The sequence below is a fragment of the Vibrio bathopelagicus genome, from assembly GCF_014879975.1.
Lineage (GTDB): Bacteria > Pseudomonadota > Gammaproteobacteria > Enterobacterales > Vibrionaceae > Vibrio > Vibrio bathopelagicus.
The window spans coordinates 835,164-857,400 of the sequence record NZ_CP062501.1 but is presented as its reverse complement, the minus strand read 5'-3'; the positions used below and the strand labels follow the sequence as shown (position 1 = coordinate 857,400).

At 43.0% G+C, this 22,237-nt stretch carries 20 protein-coding genes; 7 read left to right on the top strand and 13 right to left on the bottom strand.

Annotation, left to right across the window (positions count from 1 at the left end):
* Position 1: 1 nt before the first annotated feature.
* From IHV80_RS20150 to IHV80_RS20115, 8 genes are all read right to left on the bottom strand, one after another.
* Positions 2-835: an ABC transporter ATP-binding protein gene (locus IHV80_RS20150; protein WP_192892054.1), complete on the bottom strand. Its 834-nt coding sequence runs from the start codon at positions 833-835 to the stop codon at positions 2-4.
* Positions 836-837: 2 nt separating this feature from the next.
* On the bottom strand, positions 838-1,707 hold the full coding sequence (locus IHV80_RS20145) for an ABC transporter ATP-binding protein (protein WP_192892053.1): 870 nt from the start codon (positions 1,705-1,707) through the stop codon (positions 838-840).
* Between the two features lie 13 nt (positions 1,708-1,720).
* Positions 1,721-3,544: an extracellular solute-binding protein gene (locus IHV80_RS20140; RefSeq protein ID WP_192892052.1), complete on the bottom strand. Its 1,824-nt coding sequence runs from the start codon at positions 3,542-3,544 to the stop codon at positions 1,721-1,723.
* A gap of 16 nt (positions 3,545-3,560) precedes the next feature.
* Positions 3,561-4,604, bottom strand: coding sequence for an ABC transporter permease (locus tag IHV80_RS20135; RefSeq protein ID WP_192892185.1), 1,044 nt, complete (start codon positions 4,602-4,604; stop codon positions 3,561-3,563).
* Positions 4,605-4,606: 2 nt separating this feature from the next.
* Positions 4,607-5,632: an ABC transporter permease subunit gene (locus tag IHV80_RS20130; protein ID WP_192892051.1), complete on the bottom strand. Its 1,026-nt coding sequence runs from the start codon at positions 5,630-5,632 to the stop codon at positions 4,607-4,609.
* A gap of 286 nt (positions 5,633-5,918) precedes the next feature.
* Complete coding sequence (locus tag IHV80_RS20125) at positions 5,919-6,593, bottom strand: DUF1868 domain-containing protein (RefSeq protein ID WP_192892050.1); 675 nt, start codon at positions 6,591-6,593, stop codon at positions 5,919-5,921.
* A gap of 21 nt (positions 6,594-6,614) precedes the next feature.
* Positions 6,615-7,739: an ROK family protein gene (locus tag IHV80_RS20120; RefSeq protein WP_192892049.1), complete on the bottom strand. Its 1,125-nt coding sequence runs from the start codon at positions 7,737-7,739 to the stop codon at positions 6,615-6,617.
* A gap of 70 nt (positions 7,740-7,809) precedes the next feature.
* Positions 7,810-8,553 (bottom strand): glycerophosphodiester phosphodiesterase, encoded by a 744-nt coding sequence (locus IHV80_RS20115; protein ID WP_264158479.1) that lies wholly within the window; start codon positions 8,551-8,553, stop codon positions 7,810-7,812.
* A gap of 326 nt (positions 8,554-8,879) precedes the next feature.
* Between IHV80_RS20115 and IHV80_RS20110 the strand changes: the two genes are divergently transcribed.
* From IHV80_RS20110 to IHV80_RS20095, 4 genes are read left to right on the top strand one after another with little or no spacing between them, the layout of a single operon-like run.
* Complete coding sequence (locus IHV80_RS20110; RefSeq protein WP_192892047.1) at positions 8,880-9,950, top strand: ABC transporter ATP-binding protein; 1,071 nt, start codon at positions 8,880-8,882, stop codon at positions 9,948-9,950.
* Positions 9,947-10,813, top strand: coding sequence for an ABC transporter permease (locus IHV80_RS20105; protein WP_192892046.1), 867 nt, complete (start codon positions 9,947-9,949; stop codon positions 10,811-10,813). Before IHV80_RS20110 ends, IHV80_RS20105 begins: the two co-directional genes overlap by 4 nt.
* Positions 10,813-11,658: an ABC transporter permease gene (locus IHV80_RS20100; protein ID WP_065205981.1), complete on the top strand. Its 846-nt coding sequence runs from the start codon at positions 10,813-10,815 to the stop codon at positions 11,656-11,658. Before IHV80_RS20105 ends, IHV80_RS20100 begins: the two co-directional genes overlap by 1 nt.
* A 15-nt stretch (positions 11,659-11,673) precedes the next feature.
* Positions 11,674-12,771, top strand: coding sequence for an extracellular solute-binding protein (locus IHV80_RS20095; RefSeq protein WP_192892045.1), 1,098 nt, complete (start codon positions 11,674-11,676; stop codon positions 12,769-12,771).
* A 113-nt stretch (positions 12,772-12,884) separates the two neighbouring features.
* Here the strand turns inward: IHV80_RS20095 and yejF are convergent, their stop codons facing one another.
* From yejF to bla, 5 genes are all read right to left on the bottom strand, one after another.
* On the bottom strand, positions 12,885-14,498 hold the full coding sequence (yejF, locus tag IHV80_RS20090; RefSeq protein ID WP_192892044.1) for a microcin C ABC transporter ATP-binding protein YejF: 1,614 nt from the start codon (positions 14,496-14,498) through the stop codon (positions 12,885-12,887).
* A 9-nt stretch (positions 14,499-14,507) separates the two neighbouring features.
* Entirely contained in the window at positions 14,508-15,530 is a 1,023-nt protein-coding gene (locus IHV80_RS20085) for an ABC transporter permease (protein WP_004730360.1), read from the bottom strand.
* Between the two features lie 31 nt (positions 15,531-15,561).
* Positions 15,562-16,650, bottom strand: coding sequence for a microcin C ABC transporter permease YejB (locus tag IHV80_RS20080; protein WP_004730359.1), 1,089 nt, complete (start codon positions 16,648-16,650; stop codon positions 15,562-15,564).
* A 12-nt stretch (positions 16,651-16,662) separates the two neighbouring features.
* Positions 16,663-18,558, bottom strand: coding sequence for an extracellular solute-binding protein (locus IHV80_RS20075; protein ID WP_192892043.1), 1,896 nt, complete (start codon positions 18,556-18,558; stop codon positions 16,663-16,665).
* 234 nt (positions 18,559-18,792) lie between these two features.
* Positions 18,793-19,656: a class A beta-lactamase gene (gene bla, locus IHV80_RS20070; protein ID WP_192892042.1), complete on the bottom strand. Its 864-nt coding sequence runs from the start codon at positions 19,654-19,656 to the stop codon at positions 18,793-18,795.
* 194 nt (positions 19,657-19,850) lie between these two features.
* On the opposite strand from bla, the gene IHV80_RS20065 reads away from it, so the two are divergent.
* The 3 genes from IHV80_RS20065 to rbsD all read left to right on the top strand — a co-directional run bounded on the left by IHV80_RS20065 (position 19,851) and on the right by rbsD (position 22,169).
* Positions 19,851-20,894, top strand: a complete 1,044-nt coding sequence (locus IHV80_RS20065) for an endonuclease/exonuclease/phosphatase family protein (RefSeq protein ID WP_192892041.1) — start codon at positions 19,851-19,853, stop codon at positions 20,892-20,894.
* 339 nt (positions 20,895-21,233) lie between these two features.
* Positions 21,234-21,548 carry a winged helix-turn-helix domain-containing protein gene (locus tag IHV80_RS20060; RefSeq protein ID WP_192892040.1) on the top strand — a complete coding sequence of 105 codons (315 nt, stop codon included), beginning with the start codon at positions 21,234-21,236 and terminating at the stop codon, positions 21,546-21,548.
* Positions 21,549-21,749: 201 nt separating this feature from the next.
* Positions 21,750-22,169: a D-ribose pyranase gene (gene rbsD, locus IHV80_RS20055; protein WP_192892039.1), complete on the top strand. Its 420-nt coding sequence runs from the start codon at positions 21,750-21,752 to the stop codon at positions 22,167-22,169.
* Positions 22,170-22,237 lie beyond the last annotated feature (68 nt).

The window sequence follows — 22,237 nt, the reverse complement described above, 5'->3', positions numbered from 1 at the left end:
TTTAAGCCTGTTTAGCTAACCTCGTTGTTTTTATTTTCTTCCTTTGAGATGGATGTGTTATTGGAATCGACGATAATAACGATTTTGTATATTCTTCTTTTGGATTATTATAAACATCATCTACAGTTCCAAACTCAATAATCTTTCCTTGTTTCATAACGACTACATTATCTGAAATATGTTTCACCACTGACAAATCGTGTGAAATAAAAATTATTGATAGATTCATCTCTTTTTGTATTTTCAACAACAGATTTAATATCTGAGCCTGTACAGATACATCCAATGCTGACACGGATTCATCACAAATAAGTAACTTCGGCTTTAAAGCAATTGCCCTAGCAATTCCAATTCGCTGTCTTTGTCCCCCAGAGAACTCGTGCGGGTAACGGTTTGTAGAAGAGTGAGGTAATCCAATCTTATCTAATAGTTCTAAAACCCATGCTTTTCGCTCTTTTTTCGAGCCAATACCATGAATTACATAAGGCTCTTCGAGTATCCCTCCTACTGTGTGCCTCTGGTTCAGTGACTCAAGAGGGTCCTGAAATACAATCTGCATTTCTCTACGAAGTGGACGCATTTTTTTTGGGCTGTAACGGGTAATATCTTCGCCTTCAAAAAATATTTTTCCTGCCGACGGCTCATAAAGTTTGAGTAATGTTCTGCCAAGAGTGCTTTTTCCACAGCCAGACTCACCGACCAACCCCAATGTTTCACCTTGCTTCACTGAAAATGAAACACCATCGACAGCCTTAATGACATAGCCTTTCTTAAACAGACTTTTACCTGATAAAAAGTGCTGTTCCAGTCCTTCGATTCTAATGACTTCTGACATACTCAACTCCCCTTGTATTCTGGGAATTCATTCAAATCAATTGGATTAATTTGAATGGTTTGCTTTGGCTTAACGTTAAGGTCAGGGATTAAACTCAATAACCTTTTGGTATACGGGTGCTGTGGGTGATCAAAAAGTTCGAAAATCTCTGCATGTTCAACAATACGTCCGTCATACATCACAGCAACCTCATCGCAGATCTCCGCAACCACACCTAAATCATGGGTGATAAAGATAACCGCCATCCCAGTCTCGTTTTGAAGCTCTCTGATCAGTTCTAAAATTGATGCTTGAACCGTCACATCTAATGCTGTCGTAGGTTCATCACATATTAAAATGTCAGGTTTACACGCAAGTGCTATAGCAATCATTACCCTTTGTCGCATTCCACCCGATAAACTATGTGGATACTCTTTGAAGCGCAGCTTTGGCATAGGAATTTCTACTTTTTCAAGCAAACCTACCGCATATGCGACCTTTTCAGACTTAGACATCTGGCTATGGTGCAAGTCAAGAACCTCAACAATTTGCTTCCCAATTGTCTGGACGGGGTTTAAGGCAGTCATAGGGTCTTGAAAAATAATTGAAATACGATTGCCACGCATCTTGTGCATCTCGTGTTCAGGCACGTCTGTAAGGTCCGTATCGCGATAAATTATCTGCCCAGCCGTGACCTTTCCATAAGGCTTCGGAAGTAACCCCATAATCGACATTGAAGTTACGCTCTTTCCACTTCCGGACTCCCCGACTAAACCTAAGGTTTGTCCTGATTTCACATCAAATGACACACCTTTTAGTATTTTGACGATGCCGTCATCAGTACTGAATTCAGCTTCTAGATCACGAACTTTTAGTACAACATTTTGATTCATTAATCATTCGTCCTTAGAGCTTATAACGATCATCAATAATAGTGATTGGCGGGTACGCTTTGCCTTCTTTGTAAGCCAATTGAGTCTCTTTTTTAACGTCGGTATCTATCCAAAAGTTACTGGTATCCAAGATATTAAACATCGCACCAGTCTTCTTCGTCATCGGAGTCGCAGGGAACTTGACCCAACGCCAATGAGCATCTCGCGTATAAGGCACCATATAGCCAGGCACAATCACGTAAGCATCCTTTATTTTTCTTTGAATACTCTGAGATAGCTGCTGCTTTCTTTCTACATCAAACTCCGAAATGAACGCATCGATCTCTTCGTCCAGCTCGGGTGAACTGAAGTTGGTATGGCTGTTGGTTTGAGGACGATTTGCATTGGTTGAATGAAAGTATTCTTTGTATGCTGGAATCTCCCCTCCTCCCATATTGAGGAAAGCGAGTTGATGCTTCTTCTCTAGAATAAATTTGAAGGCAGCGGAGCCATCAACAAGATTCAGGTCTAGCTCTAGACCCGCTAGCTTCGCTTGCTCTTTTAGATAGGCAATCCTTGATGTCCAGATATTGTAGCCATAGGTAATCTTGAAACTCAGGCGGACACCTTTATCATTCATGCGGATACCATCAGGACCGATGTTATCGAAACCTGCAGATTCAAAATAACCGATAGCAAGTTCAGGTCTAAACGGTGGTGGCTCTACACCTTCTAAATCGTATTTACCATGTCCGAACCCCATAGCGTGAGGCTTTCGAGAATAGTCACCCCTTAATACATTTTTGATCATGCCGTCGAAATCAGTCGCGTACGTAATGCCTTTTCGAATATTGATATTATTTAGCAATGGCATTGAAGTATTAATCCATAATCCACCAGCGCCTTGTGGTCGTTGGTTAAACCCCCAAAACTTCTGGATAAATCCGTTACTAAACGGTTCTGAATTACTTTTCTCATGCCATAGTTGAGGCTGAATCATAGCGAATGTGTCTAACTTACCTTTTTCAAAGTGCTTGCGAGCTATATCACTATCACGAATCACCTTGATACGAAGCTTCTCGACGTTAAAACGATTCTTATAATATTTGTTCCCGTAACCCCACCAGTTCGCGCCAACATGAGAAAACGTGATACTACGGCCCTTGTTTACTTTCGAGATGTAATAAGGTGACGTTGTTGGCTCTGACTTAAAATTGTATTTGCGTACAAAGTTGTCATCCATTCCGTCGTTGTTCTCATCATTGATGCCAACAAAATGATGTTGTGGTCGTGGCTGCACGCCATGGCTTGGCATATTGATAAGCGCCATCAACTCATCATTACTTTTTGGCTCTGCCATTGTGATACTGATGGTGTAGTCATCGAACTTTTTCACTGTCTCGATACTGTTACGGAAAAAATCGTTATACCAAGGGTCGATAATGTCTCTCGATCGATAATAAGTAAGCATAAACAAATAATCATCAGCAGTTACCGCCAATCCATCCGACCACTTTGCATCAGGGTTCAATTTGAAATAGACCGTCTTGTGATCGTCTCCAAATGCCCATTCATTCGCCAGCTGCGGAATCCAATTATTGGTATTTGGATGTCGCTGTGCCAATTTAGGCGTGCCATCCATTAAATAGAAACGAATACCAGAATTCGCATCAGGCCCTACTGAACGTAACGTTTGTGGGAAACTAGCCATAAAGCTACGCAAAGTGCCGCCACGCTTAGCCTCTTCAGAAGCAAAAACGGGCTCATTCCAATTGCTATGCCATTCCAAGTTGTCTGGTGTTTGCTGTGCTTGAGCTAGAAAACTCAACAACAAAGCGAATAGTCCATATTTGTACATCATCACTTCCTAGTGCTTATCTATAAACTGTGTATTTTTTGGGATCAAAGGCCGTTCTGATTGCTTCACCAATGAAAGTCACCATGACCAAAACACCGACAATTGCCGTCACAACAGAACCAACAATCCATGGGGAGTCGAGGTTTGATTTACCTTGCTGAAGAAGCTCCCCCCAACTAGGAGTCGGCGGAATGAGACCCAGACCTAAATAGTCCAGAGCTGTGAGTGCGGTGATATTTGCTGCAATAGTAAAAGGAGCCAAAGTAACGATCATTACCATGGTATTAGGCAAAATATGATGAAAGAGGATTCTTGCTGTTGATGCCCCCAAAGCCTTCGCTGCTAGCACATACTCTCGAGCCGATTCTCTGTACGTCATCGTTCGCATATACCAAGTAATGCCCATCCATCCGAAGGTCACATTGATCAACACGAATAGTATGAAAGTTGGCTGTGCTATCGAGACTAAAATCATAATCACGTAGAGGAATGGAACCATCGACCAAGTCTCAATGACTCTCTGAACAATTAAGTCAAACTTGCCACCAAAGAAACCCATCGCACACCCCACCGTTACACCAATACTGTATGCAATGACCATAGTTATCAGGGCAAATCCCATTGCTGTTCTAAACCCATAAACCAGTCGAGCTAAAATGTCCCTACCAATTACGTCCGTGCCTAAATAGTGCTTTGAGTAAGCACTCGGAGCATGCGGTGGGTATTCGCCAGAAAAATCTTGTTCGTACGGATTCCAAGGCACCACGGGTAAAATCGCAAAGTCACCATTGTTTTTATCTTGAAGCGCTAATTGAAGTAGTCGATAGTTTGCTTCTCCTGACGATTCCAAACCAAATGTTTTACCAGAGTAAACATCGGAGAGGATCGGAAAGTAATATTCCCCCTGATAACGAACCACTAAAGCCTTACTGTTAATCAACACTTCAGCAAACAGAGACAACAACAACATCACAGATAAAATGATGAGCGACCAATATCCACGCTTTATTTGTTTGAACCGCTTGATCTGTTTTAGCGTTAACGGATTTAATTTAATCATCATCAAGCTCCAAACTTCACTCTAGGGTCTACCAATGCAACGCAGACATCTGACAAGATATTGCCAAGCAGTAAGATACAAGCGTTGATTGCAACAATACCCATAACCACTGGGTAGTCTCTTTCTACAATGGATTCATAACCAAGTAGACCTATACCGTTGATATCAAAAATGACCTCAATTAAGAAAGAGCCCGTCATGAAGAAAAGAAGAGAATTACCAAAGTGACTGGCGATTGGAATTAGACTGTTGCGTAGCGCGTGTTTACGAATCGCTTCTCTGAAAGGCAAACCTTTAGCTATCGCAGTACGAATGTAATCCGATGATAAGTTTTCCATCAGATTGTTTTTCATTGTCATAGTCAGTGTTGCGAAATCCCCAATCAAATAGCACAGCAAAGGTAAGACGGCATGCCACAAAATATCGGAAATTTGCTCAGTAAACGTATTGAGATCATCGAAGTCATCATCAACAAAGCCGCCCATTGGAAACCACTCCAAGTGATAACTGAAAAACGTAATGAGGAGTACACCTACGACATATCCTGGCAAGGCATAACCGACAAAAATCATGATTGATGAGGCGGAATCAAAAACGCTGCCATGCTTCATGGCCTTAAAGTAGCCAAGCGGGATTGAGATGAAATAACTAATGAAAAAGGTCACACCGCCATACATAACGGAGACATGTAGGCGCTCAAAAATCATGTCACTGACAGGTTCGTAGTAGCGAGTCGATTCCCCTAGGTCAAAATGAACCAAACGAATCAGCCACTCAATGTACGCTTCAGTAACTGGCTTATCTAACCCATAGAATTTATTAAGATCAGCCAACTGGTCTTCAGACAGAGCTGAATTTTGGCCAACGAGACTAGACGCGCCACCACCATCCCCTTGAGGCTGCATATTAGCCAGCATCCTCTCAACAGGGCCTCCAGGGACAAAACGCGTAATCGCGAATATCAAAATCGTAATACCAAGAAACGTAGGTACAACTAAAACAAAACGTTTCAATAAATATGCAATCATTCTAACTAGCCAAATTCCATTTAAAGCAATATTTCATCAATTTAATCAATAAAATAAAGTAGTCAAATGGTTACATTTACCTACATTAGCTTACAATTAGACAACAAGATACGAATGATAAGCTCAATACAATCAATAGGTTAGATTGAAAATAATTTAAGGGTAATTATTAGGTTACATATCAATTACAAATATAAACTGTAGAAAATAAAAAAGCTCATGCGCCGTACCAACGACGCATGAGCTCAAATCAGATAAAGATCTTAGAGATTTTTTAAACCTAAAACTACGATAGTTTGATAACAGGAATAAACTTGAACATATCTTGGAAAGTACAAAACTCCACAGGACCATGCGTCAAAGAACCAAACGACTGAGCTATGCGCTCACCTATACGCTTCGTGGTCTCTTGTAATTCAACCTTATCTTGCTCTTCCAACTCTATAACGCGGTAGCTCAAAGTGATATGAAAATGATAGTCATCAAAGTCAGGCATGTTGATTCCAGTCGCAACTTTAAGTAACTCACGGCATCGTTTCAATGCAAGGCGCGACTGCTCATTAGCTGGTTTTATTCGAAGCGCACTACCACCAATGGGGCAATTGTATACATAGTCGAATTCCATTTCGAAACCGCCTTGTGCACCAATTTGGCTAGCTTCAGTGGCAAACAAATCTGTAATAGCCGACAATTCAGAATCTAGGCTCAGTTTAGACGTCCACTTTTTTGGATCTCGAATCTGGTCGCACACACCTTCAAATACCGTCATGTGCATGCTTGAAATTGGCAAGAATGAGAACTTGTTGCCACAACTCATTTCTTTTAGCTGATCTTGCGCCCAACGCAATTCATCAATCAAAGGAAGTGATTGATCTAAATGACAAATAAACGTGTTACCAGGGAATGTTCTAACACTTCCATCTTCATGGAATTTTACACCCACACTTGGTGCATACTTCATAATAATTATCCGATGTTTATATTAAATACCTAGCGTGCGAAATACTGGGAACATACATGCCCCATAGGTATTTAGCGACGGTCCAATTTTTGAAGGCGAGAACTGAGCCATAGGATAAGAACGCTCAAACTCCACCCAGCTCTTCTCTAATGCCATTTCTTCAATAAGCGCTTGGCTAATATGCTGAGGACAAGAGCCACCAATGATCACGCAGTCAGGATCAAACCAACCCAAAGTAAGAACCAACATAGGTTTGAGCTGGATAGCAGCAAAACGGACCCATTCCGCTACCACAAGGTTATCTAACCCCGGAATCGCTTCTGGTCCGTCGATTTCGAGCCCAGACTCTGCCAACTGTTCGAGCAACCCACGAATTGTTGGTTTGTTCTCTTCACCTAAAAGGTTGAAATAAGTGCCGATTTCACCCGCATTATGGCGACTACCACGATAAAGCTTGCGATTGATGATCACACCTCCACCGACACCATGACCCAATTCGAACAGCACCATGTTTTTGACTTCAGGCCAACGTCCAGAATAAAACTCACCAACGGCTGCTACATTACAGTCATTATCAATCCAAACTGGCCATTCGAAGACTTCTCCAAAAATGACGGCTAAATCCTCATTGCGCCAATGTTCCATTTGAATAATGGTACGAATGGATTTGCCATCGCCTTCAGACGGACCCGGCATAGACACACCGATACCCAAAATGCGCGCATTCTGAATTTTATGTTTGTCTACCAACGAGTCTATTTTCTGCTTGATGCTCGATAGCACTTCTGAAATTGGAGAGTCTTCTGCGTAATCCATAATTTCAGTGTCGATCACTTCCCCACAAAAGTTCGCTAATGCGACTTCTATTCGATGAATATGAAAAGCGATACCAAATGAAAACGCTGCATACGGATTAAGCTGTAATGGGATGATCGGTTGACCTCGCCCAACTTTTTCACGAGGCCCTTCTTTAATCATATTCATTGCCAGAAGTTCTTTCGAAATACTGGTAACAGAACCGCTGCGCAAACCTGTTTGCTCTACTATTTTGGCGCGCGGCACCGAGCGATGTTCACGACAAACCGCCAGTAGTTTTTTCTGCCCTGGTGTTAATTCTAGTTGTAATGGTTTTATCGGAGTTAACATGTTCGGTGCTTCTCTATTTAATGTTTCTAATGGTTTTAGTTTTACTTTTAGCTCTAGGAAATGTACGCGATTAAATCGCTTCCATACCGGCCTCTTGTACTAATTCTTTCAACATATCGATATCGTCATGGCTAATCATATCAATGAGACCAAGCCTCAACCATTGAATAATCTCGCTATGTACATCGTAACCATAATATTGGTTAAACCACTGAGTCGGCTTCATATTTTTATCTTTATTCGGTAAATACAAACGCGTAGTCAAACCTGATTTTTTGTACTCTTCCAACACCGCTTGAGTCGTATATGGGTATTCAACACAAACTGCAGACGCATTCGATTCCAGCACTGCGTTTATTTGATTTTGATAGCGCGCAAGCGTTACCACTTGTAATTGAATATTTGGCAAACTTTGTTTCACAAGGTTGACTAAGGTGTGGTCAAAACCCAGTAATTGGATATGTGTAAGAGCGTTAGGAGTTTGTTCTACCAAAGCAGTGAACTGCTCAGCAAATCGATGGTGGTTACGTCTCTGCTTGGCCTCAACAATCAACCCAAGCTGATGTTTAACCGCCCACTCAAGTACTTCACTAAATGTGGAGGTTGGCGTGTTTTCAAATGACGAGTGAAACCAACCGCCAAAATCTAAAGCTTTTAGTTCAGCCAACGTCATTTGTTCAACATAACCAGTACCATTTGAAGTTCTATCAACACTTGGATCATGAATAACGACTAGGTGTTCATCAGCTGTCATCGCAATATCAATCTCGATACAGGTTGTTCCACGCTCAACTGCACTAAGAAATGCTGGCATGGTATTTTCAGGACACGATATACAATCCCCCCGATGACTATTCACCAGGATTCGCCCTTGTTTTGCCACATCAAAAGTAAACATTGCCACCCCACCAATTAAACTACCTTAAAAAGCTTAATACAGAATACATAGCAACTCGGTTTTGTGTCAACCTAGAAATACGGACACAAACCTAAAAAATAGAACCCTTTAAAAACAATGATTTATTAAACTTTCCGTGATCAGCGAATGATTTCAGGGCGAAAAATATCGATCGTTAATAAAACTGAAATAAACTGTAAATAATCTAACTCGAAATTTAAACTTTTTAAAAAAGGTTAATCATGGCAATTTTGGAACTTCGTTCTGTGACGAAAACTTATGGTGACTTTTACGCATCTAAAGAGATCTCATTCTCTGTAGAACAAGGCGAGTTTGTCACTCTGCTTGGGCCAAGTGGTTGTGGCAAAACAACATTGCTGAAAATGATCGGTGGATTTCAAACGCCTACATCAGGTGAAATTCTGATGAACGAGCGCGTGGTAAACCAAATTCCACCAGAAAAGCGTGAAACAGCGATGTGTTTTCAGTCGTATGCTTTATTCCCGCATTTAAGTGTTTCTCACAATATTTGCTTTGGTATGGTTCAACAGAAAATCGATAAAAATGAACAAAAACGTCGGTTAGCGGAAATTTTGTCTCAGGTTGGTTTAGTTGATCACAAAGACAAATTGCCATCACAACTTTCTGGCGGTCAACAACAACGTGTAGCCCTAGCCCGTGCGATGGTAACTCGCCCTGATATCATTTTATTCGATGAGCCTCTATCAAACCTCGATGCGAAAATGCGTGAAGGCGTTCGTTTTGAAATCAAAGAACTGCAACGTCAGCACCAATTAACCTCTATATATGTTACTCATGATCAAGCTGAAGCCTTGGCAATGAGTGACAGAATTGTGGTGCTAAATGGCGGTAACATTGAACAAATCGGCACACCTGAAGATATTTATTACCGCCCAGTTAGCCGTTTTGTAGCCGACTTTATTGGCGCCGCTAATATCCACCAAGCGTATGTCGAACCAACTCAACAAGCGAACCAATACCGTGTCAGTTGTAACATGGGTGAATTTCTCGTTGAGTCTGACGAACAGCCACAAACACAAGAAATTTTCGTATGTTGGCGCCCTGAAGACGCTCAACTTTGTAAACAAGGCGAAGCTAACAGCTTTGAGGTCACGGTTGAATCATCGGCCTTCCAAGGCAATAACTTAGATGTATTCGGCTTTGTTGGCACAGACACAAAGCAAAAAATTCGACTTCAATTAGGCGGAAGAGTCTCTGCTGAACAAGGTGAAATCATTCATGTAAAACTGCCTGAATTTGGCATGCGCTTCTTAGAGGGAGTGAATAGATGAACATAAAACCCTATTTACTGCTCATTCCTGGGGTTGGCACTATCGCCTTACTCATGGGAAGTGCTTTGTACGTAGTCATCGCGCAAAGCTTTGGACTCTTTAGTGTCATGGGAGAAACCAACGGAACACTAGAATACTGGCAGACAACTCTTAGCGATCCAATTTTATGGCGTTCTGTCGCGTATTCTCTGCGTACCTCGTTACTCGGTACTATTGGAGCCGTCACACTAGCCTACCCAATTGCGCTTTGGTTACAAAAGCCCATTCCAGGTAAACCGGCCATCATCGGAGTATTGCGTGCTCCTATGTTTGTACCAGGGCTAGTGGCCGCTTTCCTAATGATGAACGTCATCGCTTACCACGGCATTTTTAATGAATCTCTATTAGCACTTGGTATCATTGATAAGCCTTTGCGTCTTTCCAACGATAAATTTGGTTGGAGCATTGTCGTCCTACAAATTTGGAAAAACTTACCTTTCGCTTTGATTCTAATCAGCGGTGCTATTGCTGGCATTCGTGGAGACTTAATGGATGCAGCTTTAGATTTAGGCGCTACGCGCTGGGCAAGATTCAGTCAGGTTATTCTTCCGTTAACTATCCCTGCGTTACAGGCTTCTTCTATTCTAATTTTCATTGGTGCACTGGGTGATTTCTCATTTGCATCTGTCGCTGGCTCACGTAGCAGTTACTCTTTAGCGATGCTGATGAACATCACAGCAACTCAATATTACGAATGGGAAAACTCCGCTGTCATTGCCATGGTTATCATGCTGCTTGCCGGCTTGTCTGCCGTTGTTCTGACTTTACTTACTCAGCCATTTGTTACACGTAAAAGCGTTGTTGTAGATATGGAGAAATCATAATGAAGCGCCTTCGCAACCTAACTAACACCCAATGGGTCATGTTGATTTCTGTTAGTTTCTTCGTTCTTGTGAATCTAGTTTGGCTTGGTGTCCCTTTCGCAATGGCGATCATTTGGTCATTGGTTGATCCTAACCACCCTTGGAGTTATCCCGACCTGCTTCCGCAAGTGTTGTCGTTCGGACGCTGGATAGAAGTATGGGAAACCACTTCTCTACCAGAAGCCCTACGTAACAGTTACTCTGTTGCTCCTGCCGTTGCTATTTTAACCATCACTCTTGCGATGCCGACCGCGTACGCGTTTGGACGCATGGAATTTCGTGGTAAAAAACTGGCCGAGATGGTCTCTCTGCTCCCTATGGTTATGCCATCAATGATCTTGGCGGTATTTTTTAGTGCAATGCTATTAGAGCTTGGATTAACCGACCCATACGTCAACATTGTCATTGCACACACGGTGCTCGCACTGCCCTACGCAATCCGTATTTTGTCTGCCGGATTTAAAGCCATCCCACAAGACTTGATCGATGCTTGTGCTGATATGGGCGCGGGTAAGTTTGGTACCTTTAAGCACGCATTCTTGCCTATGCTTAAACCAAGCCTGCTTGCATCATCAATCTTTTGTTTGGTGATCAGTATTGAGGAGTTCAACATGTCTTACGTACTGGGCGCACCTGACTTTATTACCGTTCCAACCATCTTATATTCATTTTTGGGTTACTCATTTATCAGACCTGATGCTGCCGTTGTATCACTGATTCTGGTCATTCCAAATGTACTACTAATGTTACTAATTGAACGTTTATTGAAAGGAAACTACTTGTCTCAATCGACGGGTAAAGCTTAATTTCGTGAGGATACAATGAAAAAAACTCTACTAGCAGCACTACTTAGCACCACAGCATTTTCTAGTTTTGCATACGATGTAAATACAATGACGTGGGATGAAATTGAAGCTCAGGCAAAGGAAGAAGGCTCAGTGACTTTCTCTGTTTGGTACCTACAACCTGGTTGGAGAAAGTTCGTCAAAAGCTTTGAAGCAGAAACTGGCATCAAGGTTCGTATCCCAGAAGGTACTCACGATGGCAACCGCAATAAATTGCAGGCTGAAAGCCGCCGCGACAAAGGCTCTATGGATGTCGTAGCGCTTGGTCCAACAGCATTGAACACGTTCAAATTAGAAAACACGCTGTTAAGCTTGGATAAACTTCCAGAAATGGCCAAACTGAACCAGTCAGCCGAAGGGATTAACTCTAAAGGCTATGGCGTAACGTTCTGGGGTAACCAAACGGGGCTAGCTTACGACCCTAGCCGTATTAGCGAATCTGACCTACCCCAAACATTCGAAGAGATGGAAAGCTACATCAAAGGCAATCCTATGGCATTTGGTGTCAATGATCCTAACGGTGGCGGCGCGGGTCAGCGTTTTATCGAATCCAGCATCCGTCATGTGTCGGGTGATTTTGATATGACCAACAAACTAGATAAAAAAGTCGTGAAGTCATGGGCTCAAACTTGGGATTGGTTTGAAGCTAACGAAGAAGACATGCTTATCACAGCATCCAACGCAGATAGCCTAACGCGTATTAATGACGGTGAAATAACACTGGCACCAGCATGGGAAGATCACTTAGCCGGTTTACAAAAACGCGGCGCAATCACAGATCGCATTAAGTTCTATATCCCTGAATTTGGTATGTCTGGCGGCGGTAACTTCGTCACTGTAGCGAAAAACAGCCAGCATCAAGCGGCATCACTGGTATTTATCAACTGGTTAACGTCAGCAGAGACACAAACAGCCTTGAACGCAGAGTTTGGCACGGCACCACAACACCCAGATGCCGACTCTTCTAAGGCGCTGATCTCGCAAGATATGCGAAACAACTCAACAGAACCGTTTAACTCTGAATACAGTGCTTACCTGAAGAAGCAATTCACTCGTAATGTACTGATGCGCTAAGTTAGATGTTTTGATGCAATGCTTAGCCTTCATCAATAACTAAAATCAAAAAAAGAACGATACGTTAAATATCGTTCTTTTTTTGTTCGGCATCGTAAAAATCTTGAATTAAGTCAGCTTATGTTAGATAGCGAAACTAACTGCTGCGTATATTCATGCTTGGGTTCACTAAACAAAGTCTCAGTATCCCCCTTCTCAACCACCTCACCGGCTTTCATCACTATGGTGTAGTGACACAAGGATTTCACGACATTCAAATCATGGCTAATAAACAGATAAGTCAGACCGTACTTTTCTTGAAGTGACTTCAGCAAATCCAGTACTTGAGCTTGAACGGTTCTGTCTAGTGAGGACGTAGGTTCATCTAACAAGATAAACTCTGGCTTAAGAATCAAAGCACGAGCAATAGCAATACGTTGCCTTTGACCGCCAGAAAACTCGTTCGGATAACGATGGCGAGTCTCAGGATCGAGGTCGACCTCTTTCATTACTTCACAGATGCGTTGGTCGAGTTCATTCTCATCCAATTGTTGATGCACTAGCAAGCCCTCACCAATCACCTGAGCGACTGACATTCTTGGGTTCAGCGCAGAAAACGGATCTTGAAATACAACTTGCATACGGCTTCGAAACGGTAGCATCTGTTGGCGGTTTAAGCCCTGAATTTGTTCGTTTGCGTAGGTAATCGACCCTTCGCTATCCACCAGCTTAAGTATCGCCATGCCAGTTGTCGATTTACCTGAGCCACTTTCGCCAACTAAACCGATTGAATGTCCCTTTCTCAAGGTAAACTCCATATCGGTAACGGCTTTGACGTGCGAAATCGTACGCTTGAACAAGCCGCCCGTGATCGGGAACCAAACTCGAAGTTGATCCACATCGAGTAGAGGCTTGCTATCTGGTGATACAGGAACAGGTAAGCCTTTAGGATCAGAGTTAATGAGCTTTTGAGTGTAAGGGTGAGTTGGTGCGTTGAACAATGTTTGGCAATCGTTACTTTCAATCAAACGACCATCTTTCATTACCGCGACTCTGTCGGCAATCTTACGAACGATACTCAAGTCATGAGTGATGAAAAGCATCGCCATACCCAGCTCTTGCTGCAAGTCTTTTAGAAGGTCGAGGATCTGCGCTTGTACCGATACATCCAATGCTGTGGTCGGCTCATCAGCAATAAGCAGCTCGGGTTCATTGATGAGAGCCATCGCGATCATCACGCGCTGACGTTCACCGCCAGACAACTCATGAGGGTAAGCTGAGATCTTTTGTTCCGGGTGACGAATACCAACCTTAGAAAGCCATTCAATAGCCAAGGCTTGAGCTTTATTGGTTCTCATACCTCGGTGAATAGCTAGGGTTTCAACAAGCTGTTTTCCGACTCGATGAAGCGGATTAAGCGACACCATGGGCTCTTGGAAGATCATGCCAATACGCCCGCCACGAATCCCACGCAACTGTCTTTCAGAACAACTCAGAATATCAGTGCCAGAGAAATTGATCTTACCGTTTAAGTAGTGTGACGAGCCTTTAGGCAGCAGTTTTAACACTGAATTAGCGGTAACCGATTTGCCTGAACCACTCTCGCCCACCAGCGCTAATGTCTCACCTTTGTATATTTCTAAAGAGACATCTTGCGTCACTTGTTCGATTGAGTTTTTCCGCCCGAAACCGACAGACAGTTTGTCTATCGTCAAAACCGGAGAAGCAGGAACTGTATTTGAAGTCATAACCTATCCTTACTTCTGTTGATGTGGGTCGAAGGCATCACGTACAGCTTCACCAACGAAGACAAGTAACGTAAGCATCAGTGAAAGTACAACGAAAGCAGAAATGCCAAGCCAAGGCGCTTGTAAGTTAGCTTTACCTTGCGCCAGCAGCTCCCCCAATGAAGGCGAACCCGCAGGAAGACCAAAGCCTAAGAAATCTAACGAAGTTAACGTGGTGACCGAGCCTGAAAGGATAAACGGCATCATGGTTAACGATGCAACCATCGCGTTAGGTAACATGTGACGAAGCATAATGCGTTTGTCATCAACGCCCATCGCTTGCGCGGCACGTACATAATCAAAATTTCGGCAACGTAAGAACTCTGCTCTCACAATACCAACAAGGCTCATCCAACTGAACAGCACCATAATCCCGAGCAACCACCAGAAATTAGGCTCAATAAAACTAGATAGGATAATCAGTAAAAACAGAGTCGGCATTCCAGACCAGACTTCAATAAAACGCTGCCCGAACAGATCGACCCAGCCACCGTAATAACCTTGTGTCGCACCGACTACAACGCCGACGACACTCGATACAATCGTCAAAATAAAACCAAATAGAACGGAGATACGGAACCCATAAATGATACGAGCCAATACGTCTCGCCCTTTATCATCGGTTCCGAGCCAGTTCACTGAATCAGGCTCCGAAGGCACAGCACCTGAAATATCAAAGTTTATGGTGTCGTAGCTAAACGGAATGATTGGCCACACGATGTATCCACTGTCTTCAATGAGTTCGATAACATATGGGTCTTTGTAGTCTGCTTCGGTTTCAAATTCTCCACCAAACTCCGTTTCGGCGTACTCATTGATAACGGGCACAAACCACTGATTATCATAAGAAACCAAGAGTGGTTTATCGTTAGCGATGATCTCAGCGAACAGGCTCAATCCAAACAAGATGGTAAATATCCAAAGGGAGATAAAACCACGCTTGTTTGCTTTAAAACGTAACCAACGAGCTTCAGCTAAAGGGTTGTTAAACATCTTTTATCAATACCTTGTTATTCGTTCGCCATTAACGCGCTTCAAAATCAATTCGAGGATCAACCCAGGTATAAGTCAGGTCGGAGATAATGCTCAGCACCAAGCCAAGCAAGGTCATGATATAGAGAGAACTGAACACCACGGGGTAATCTCGCTGAATGGTCGACTCAAAGCCAAGCAAACCAATACCTTCGAGCGAAAACATCACTTCAATCAACATAGAACCCGTGAAGAAAATACTAATAAATGCGCTCGGGAAACCGGCAATAATGATCAACATCGCGTTACGGAAAACGTGCTTGTAGAGAATACTGCTCTCGTCCAAACCTTTCGCTCGCGCAGTAACCACATATTGCTTGTTAATTTCATCAAGGAAGGAGTTTTTGGTTAGCATGCTGAGCGTTGCAAAGCCGCCGATGACCATAGCGAAAATAGGCAAAGCTAAGTGCCAGAAGTAGTCGCCAATTTGCTGATACCAGTTAAGCTGGTCGAAGTTACTCGACACCAGACCACGCAATGGGAACCAACTGAAATAGTTACCGCTTGCAAACAAGATAATCAGAATAATCGCAAACAAGAAGCCCGGTACCGCATAGCCGACAATCACCACCGCGCTCGACCAAATATCAAAGCGAGAGCCGTGATGTATTGCCTTCATAATACCTAGAGGTATCGAAATCACGTAGATGATTAAGGTACTCCACAACCCTAAGGAAATGGAGACGGGTAAACGCTCGATGATTAAATCAATCACGTTGCCGCCCTTAAACAGGCTTTCACCAAAGTTAAAGGTCGCGTAATTTTTCAACATATCGAAGTAGCGAACGTGAATCGGCTTATCAAAACCAAACTGTTTTTTGATCTCTTCAACCACTTCCGGATCAAGCCCGCGAGAGCCTTTATAGCCACTTGCAGATGCTTGGTCACTTTCGCTTAAATCAACTTCTTGTCCACCACCGGAAAAGCGCTCCATAATGCCGGAGTTGTGCCCTTCTAGCTGAGCCACGGCTTGCTCTACCGGACCACCTGGCGCGATCTGAATAATGAAAAAGTTGATGGTGATGATCGCCCACAGCGTGGGGATCACCAACAGTAAACGTCGAAATATATACGCGGCCATGCTAACTAACTCCTAGCGACGTTTTTCAGGAAGCAAAGCCGCCTTCTCTTCTGAAATCCACCATGTATCGATGCCTAAATCGTATTTAGGCAATACATCCGGACGCTCAAACTTGTCCCACATCGCTACGCGGTATTCGCCAACGTGCCATTGCGGGATATTGTAGAAATTCCACTGCAACACACGATCAAGAGAGCGACCTAGCGTAAGTAGCTTTTCAGGGTTCTGTTGGTTACGTGCGATTTCTTCTGTTAACGCATCAACCACAGGATCCATCACACCTGCCGTATTGTAAGTAGAATCAATGTAGTTAGAGTTCCAAACGATCATTAAGTTCGGGCTAGGATAAGGGTTTGCGGAAAATGACGACGAAACCATGTCGAAATCACGATCGCGCAAGCGCTTGATGTACTGAGTGGTATCGATGGTACGGATCTTCATCTCAATACCCATACGCTTCAGATTCTTTTGAACTGGCGTTGCAATTCGTTCCGTGGTCGGACTGTAAATCAACAACTCGAAGGACATCGGCTTACCAGTCTTTTCGTTGGTCATTACTTTGTCTTTCAATACCCAACCCGCTTCTTTCAGCAGTTTGAACGCAGTACGCATCTGGCTGCGAATACGTCCACTACCATCGGTCACTGATGGTTGGAATTCTTCAGTAAAGACTCTCGGCGGGATTTGATCTTTGTACTGAGACAACAACTCAACTTCAGCTTCACTTGGCAAGCCTTTCGCTTCATAGTCGGTGTTTTGGAAGTAACTACGAGTACGTTTGTACTGACCGTAGAACATGTTCTTGTTCATCCACTCAAAATCCATCGCGTAAGTTAACGCTTCACGAACTTTAGGATCGGAGAACACCGGAGATTGAATGTTGAAGACAAAACCTTGAGTCGTTTCAGGCTTCTCATGGTTTATTTCTTCTTTAATGATGTAGCCTTTGTCGAAGTTCGCGCCCGTGTAAGAGTTGGCCCAAAACTTAGCCGAGTTCTCAGTTCGAAGATCAAACTCCCCAGCTTTGAAGGCTTCCAGCATTACCGTGTCATCACGATAGTAATCGTATTGCACTTGCTTGAAGTTATTGCGCCCAACATTAACTGGCAGGTCTGCAGCCCAATAGTTTTCATCAAGGCCGTAAGTGACACTTTGCCCAGATTTGTAACTGATGATCTTATATGGGCCACTTCCCACAGGCGGCTCACTTAGAGGCTCCGACAGTTTTCTGTCTTTCCAATAATGCTCTGGTAATACACGGGTACTTTGGGCAAAGCTAAACAACTTCTCGCGGTTTGGTTTATCCATCTCAATGCGAACCACTAAATCAGAAACTGCGGTTACTGACTTAATTTCTTTGTAATACACACGGTACTGAGGCACACCCTCTGTTGAAAACTTATTAAAGGTAAATGCCACATCATGAGCCGTAATAGGCTCGCCATCATTGAATCTAGCTTTTGGGTTGATATCGATTTCCATCCAAGTGAAATCACTGGCGTAGCGAACCTTTGAAGCGATCAATGGATAATACGCATCAATCTCGTCGCTCGGAGAGAACATCAAGGTATCGTAAATCTCTCCGGTATAACTTGCAGCAACGCCGCGAGAACCGAATCGATTAAAGCTATCGTAAGTACCGATGCTGCCATAAGTCACTTTGCCCTGCTTTGGCGCATCAGGATTAACGTAATCAAAGTGAGTGAAGTCGGCTGGATATTTTGCTTCACCAAAACCAACCAGTTGTGTGGTTTCAATAACGGTGACAGCAGGAGTTGATTGGGTATCAGAAGCGTAAGTAACGGAGGGTTGTAAAGCAATAAGCGGCAACATGATTGCACATGACTTCAAGTTAAACCTGAAAAACTGAGTGCGTTGCGAGGCTTTGCGTCGAAAAACTGTTCCCATTTGACTCTCCCTTCAAATGTCATGAATTCTATATTCAAGTTGATTAATCGGCTTTGAATACATGCCGTAAAATCAAGTATAGGTTCAAATCTAACATCATGTAATAACTAATAAAACCATCAGCACTCTATCTCTTACGGTTTATTTACAATTACTCGCGTCTACTCAAAATAAATAAGCACGCTAGCGTCCAAGAGTCAGCCTCTAACTAACGTGCGATTGTGTTCAGACGGACTATTGAACGCGGTACTCATCGAAGATAAGTTGCCCGATTTCGTTAATCACTGCGTCACGCTCTGGAATGGTTAACTTGGTTTCCGTAAGGAAAATACTGATGATCAATGGAGCCTGAGTTTCACTCCAAACGATCGCAGTAATGGCACGTGAACCATGAGCACCCGCCCCTGACCTATCTGCAATACGCCAACCGTCAGGCAGAATTGAACGAATCATGCCATCGGATACTTTGTTATCCATCATCCATGTCTTTAACTGGGCTTTCGACTCTTCGGATAATGTATTCCCATACACCAATTGATTTAACGTCTTCACCATACTATTCGGTGTTGTGGTATCTCGTTCATCACCCGGTCGAGCATGATTCAAATCCGGCTCGATATGGTCAATACGCGTTTTACTATCTCCAATTAAGCGCAAGAACTCTGTTAAACCATTAAAGCCGCCAATACCACTTAGAACCACATTAGCGGCTGTGTTATCGCTCATTTCCATAGTTGCAGTACACGCATCTTTAAGCGAGATGTCTTTGTCTACCAATGCTTTAGTCACTGGAGACCAAACAATCAGATCCTCAGACTTAATGCTTACCTTTGATTCTAAATCTAACCCTTCATTTTCATGATCATAAAGAAGGTTGGCACAAGCCAATGTTTTAAAAGTGCTCATCATCGGGAAGCGCTCGTCTCCCTTATAGCTCCATGTCTGTTTCGCTGCCGTATCGTAAACCGCAACACCGATACGAGCCGAAACTCGCGATTCAATACCTTGAATAGATTGAGAGTCTAGGGTGTGACTGAATGATGATGTAGAGGCTAGTAAGCTAACCACCATAAGAGCGAGAGATGTGTGTTTTTTCATTTTGCAGCCATGAATAAACGATTAATTAATCGTAGATAAAAGATAAACGTTACACCTTAGGTGCAGCGAGTGAAGAAAATCTAAACAGAAAGAGAAGAACCCAAGCTAGACCAAGTAAAAATAACTGATTAAAGCCGAACAATGTATCCATAATTTAGATATCCTTAAAGGAGTGATTTCAATAGGATTCAACCTTGAACAAACCAAACCAAATAACATTCGCAACGTTCAATCTTTTGAACTATCTCGAGCCACCGAATGCTTATTATGATTTTGAGAACATCTACAGCTTCGAAGAATGGCAAAAGAAGCAACATTGGATGGCTGAAGCGATTCGTTCATTAGATTGTGATGTGATTGGCTTCCAAGAGATATTTAGCCCGCAATCTTTAGAGCAATTGATGAATGAACTTGGTTACCCTCATTTTGCTGTGGTCGATAGCGCACATGTTGAAGGTGATTACCTATACACCTCACCGGTTGTGGGTATTGCTTCCCGTTACCCGATTGAAAACGTACAACCTGTTACGCCAGATACGAAGTTACTGACAGCATTCAACCTTGGCGACAAATTCTCATTCAACAGAACGCCTGTTCACGCAACGATTACGTTACCCCATTTAGGTTCAAGCGACTGTTATGTCGTGCACTTCAAATCACAACGTCCGACAGAGCCAAAGGCCGAATCTGTCGATGCGGACAACGCACAGCAAGGTAAAAAACCACAAAGTGACACGCTCATTCGCTTCCACCAAGAACAACTTGGCTCTTGGCTATCAAGTGCCCAACGCGGTCTAGAAGCTCAGATGCTGCATCAATACATCACCAATCAACGCCATCAGACTGATCAACCAGTCGTATTGATGGGTGACTTTAATAAGCCTCTGTTTAATGATGAATTTAAAGGGCTGTTGAGTTACTCAATCAACAGAGACGAAAACAGCAAGCATTGGCTGTCCCACTTTCGCTTAAAAGACAGTTGGGATCTTTACCATCAACTGCATGAAGAGGACTTGCTTGAGCAGCGTAAACCAACCCATTATTACGGCGCTTCAGGGTCTGTACTGGACTATATTTTGATGTCGAACGAGTTCGATTGTCAGAACTCTTCAAGCCTAATGGAGATCTCTAGCTACACAGTGTTAGACCATCACCTGATTAATCCAAGCTTCGACCACGATCAATTCAGTACGGACCATGCCATCGTTGCTGTCACCGCTCATATTCGCGAAGCTTAACTGCCTGATTACGGTTCGCTTCAATCAAACATATCGCTCGCTTTCGATATAAAACGCAAGTTGTCACAGATATAAAAAAACCGCAGTTAAAAACTGCGGCTTTCTACTTTCTACTTTCAGCTAAACGAGTTGAGCCAACCACGCCCCATTTCTATATTAAACCATCCCACTCTTAAGATTTTCCCCATAGGACTTACGTAGGCTTACTTTCAAGAGCAACGTTATTTTGCATAATCCGCGCGCTTTGGTAACTGTCTCCCTGAGTTAACGACTTCGTATTGATCGTTGCCCTGCTAGTTTCAACCTCCACCATTCCAAAATAAGACGAACAACAACACGATGAACCACACAATAGACTTCAACGACTTAATCATTGATATCGACTCTCGAACGATTACCAATCAACATGGAAATAAAATCATCTTACGCCCTCACCTATTAGCACTGCTCTGCTTGCTGATAGAAAATGTGGGAAGGCCTATTTCAAGAGAGCATATTGTTGATGTGTGTTGGGGCGGGCAGCTCTCGTCACCTCATGCCCTTGCAAACGTCGTCTATAACCTTCGCAATGTCTTCGTGCGATTGAGAACACCAAATGTCCAGATAATAACCATCAGTAAGTTTGGCTATGTGCTATCAATTGAACCCATGTAGTCGAATTTATGCAATCAATGGCGTTGACTGAGATCACCAAAAAACACCCCATCGAAACGTTTCGATGATCATTATCACACTATAAAACAATCAAACGTGCAAATGATAAATCAGACACTATTATCACTATCGAAACGTTTCGATGGCTTTTTCTTGAGTTGTTCTCAACCCATTAAACGTTATTTTTCGATAGGTCGTGATATGAAAAAAAGTACTCTAATTAATTCTGAACTCTCTTACTTGGTGGCGACTCTTGGCCATACAGATGAAATCACGATTTGTGACGCGGGCTTACCGATTCCAGACCACGTAACTCGCATTGATCTTGCACTGACTCATGGTGTACCTAGCTTTCAACAAACAGTAAAAACCATGTTAGATGAATCTCAAATTGAAGGCGTTGTGATTGCAGAAGAGTTTGCGAAAGTAAGCCCAGAACATCACGCAGCACTGATTGATTTAATCAAGACAGAAGAAGTACGTTGTGGCAAATCGCTTTCGATTACTTACATCACTCATGAAGAGTTTAAGCAACGCACGCATGAAAGCCGCGCAGTGATTCGCACCGGTGAATGCACGCCATACGCAAATGTTATTTTCCAAGCTGGCGTAACGTTTTAACTCAAGCTCAGCGTTTGAACCTAAGCGTAACGACAGTCAGTGTCATCATTAGCACTGAACTAAACACA

Bases quoted from the DNA above. Each gene is read 5' to 3' on its own strand.
- IHV80_RS20075 (WP_192892043.1), bottom strand. From the start codon at position 18,558: ATGGGAACAGTTTTTCGACGCAAAGCCTCGCAACGCACTCAGTTTTTC.
- IHV80_RS20125 (WP_192892050.1), bottom strand. From the start codon at position 6,593: ATGAAGTATGCACCAAGTGTGGGTGTAAAATTCCATGAAGATGGAAGT.
- IHV80_RS20145 (WP_192892053.1), bottom strand. From the start codon at position 1,707: ATGAATCAAAATGTTGTACTAAAAGTTCGTGATCTAGAAGCTGAATTC.
- IHV80_RS20115 (WP_264158479.1), bottom strand. From the start codon at position 8,553: ATGCCAGCATTTCTTAGTGCAGTTGAGCGTGGAACAACCTGTATCGAG.
- IHV80_RS20105 (WP_192892046.1), top strand. From the start codon at position 9,947: ATGAACATAAAACCCTATTTACTGCTCATTCCTGGGGTTGGCACTATC.
- bla (WP_192892042.1), bottom strand. From the start codon at position 19,656: ATGAAAAAACACACATCTCTCGCTCTTATGGTGGTTAGCTTACTAGCC.
- yejF (WP_192892044.1), bottom strand. From the start codon at position 14,498: ATGACTTCAAATACAGTTCCTGCTTCTCCGGTTTTGACGATAGACAAA.
- IHV80_RS20095 (WP_192892045.1), top strand. From the start codon at position 11,674: ATGAAAAAAACTCTACTAGCAGCACTACTTAGCACCACAGCATTTTCT.
- IHV80_RS20130 (WP_192892051.1), bottom strand. From the start codon at position 5,632: ATGATTGCATATTTATTGAAACGTTTTGTTTTAGTTGTACCTACGTTT.
- IHV80_RS20140 (WP_192892052.1), bottom strand. From the start codon at position 3,544: ATGTACAAATATGGACTATTCGCTTTGTTGTTGAGTTTTCTAGCTCAA.
- IHV80_RS20085 (WP_004730360.1), bottom strand. From the start codon at position 15,530: ATGTTTAACAACCCTTTAGCTGAAGCTCGTTGGTTACGTTTTAAAGCA.
- IHV80_RS20080 (WP_004730359.1), bottom strand. From the start codon at position 16,650: ATGGCCGCGTATATATTTCGACGTTTACTGTTGGTGATCCCCACGCTG.
- IHV80_RS20150 (WP_192892054.1), bottom strand. From the start codon at position 835: ATGTCAGAAGTCATTAGAATCGAAGGACTGGAACAGCACTTTTTATCA.
- IHV80_RS20110 (WP_192892047.1), top strand. From the start codon at position 8,880: ATGGCAATTTTGGAACTTCGTTCTGTGACGAAAACTTATGGTGACTTT.
- rbsD (WP_192892039.1), top strand. From the start codon at position 21,750: ATGAAAAAAAGTACTCTAATTAATTCTGAACTCTCTTACTTGGTGGCG.
- IHV80_RS20060 (WP_192892040.1), top strand. From the start codon at position 21,234: ATGAACCACACAATAGACTTCAACGACTTAATCATTGATATCGACTCT.
- IHV80_RS20120 (WP_192892049.1), bottom strand. From the start codon at position 7,739: ATGTTAACTCCGATAAAACCATTACAACTAGAATTAACACCAGGGCAG.
- IHV80_RS20135 (WP_192892185.1), bottom strand. From the start codon at position 4,604: ATGATTAAATTAAATCCGTTAACGCTAAAACAGATCAAGCGGTTCAAA.
- IHV80_RS20100 (WP_065205981.1), top strand. From the start codon at position 10,813: ATGAAGCGCCTTCGCAACCTAACTAACACCCAATGGGTCATGTTGATT.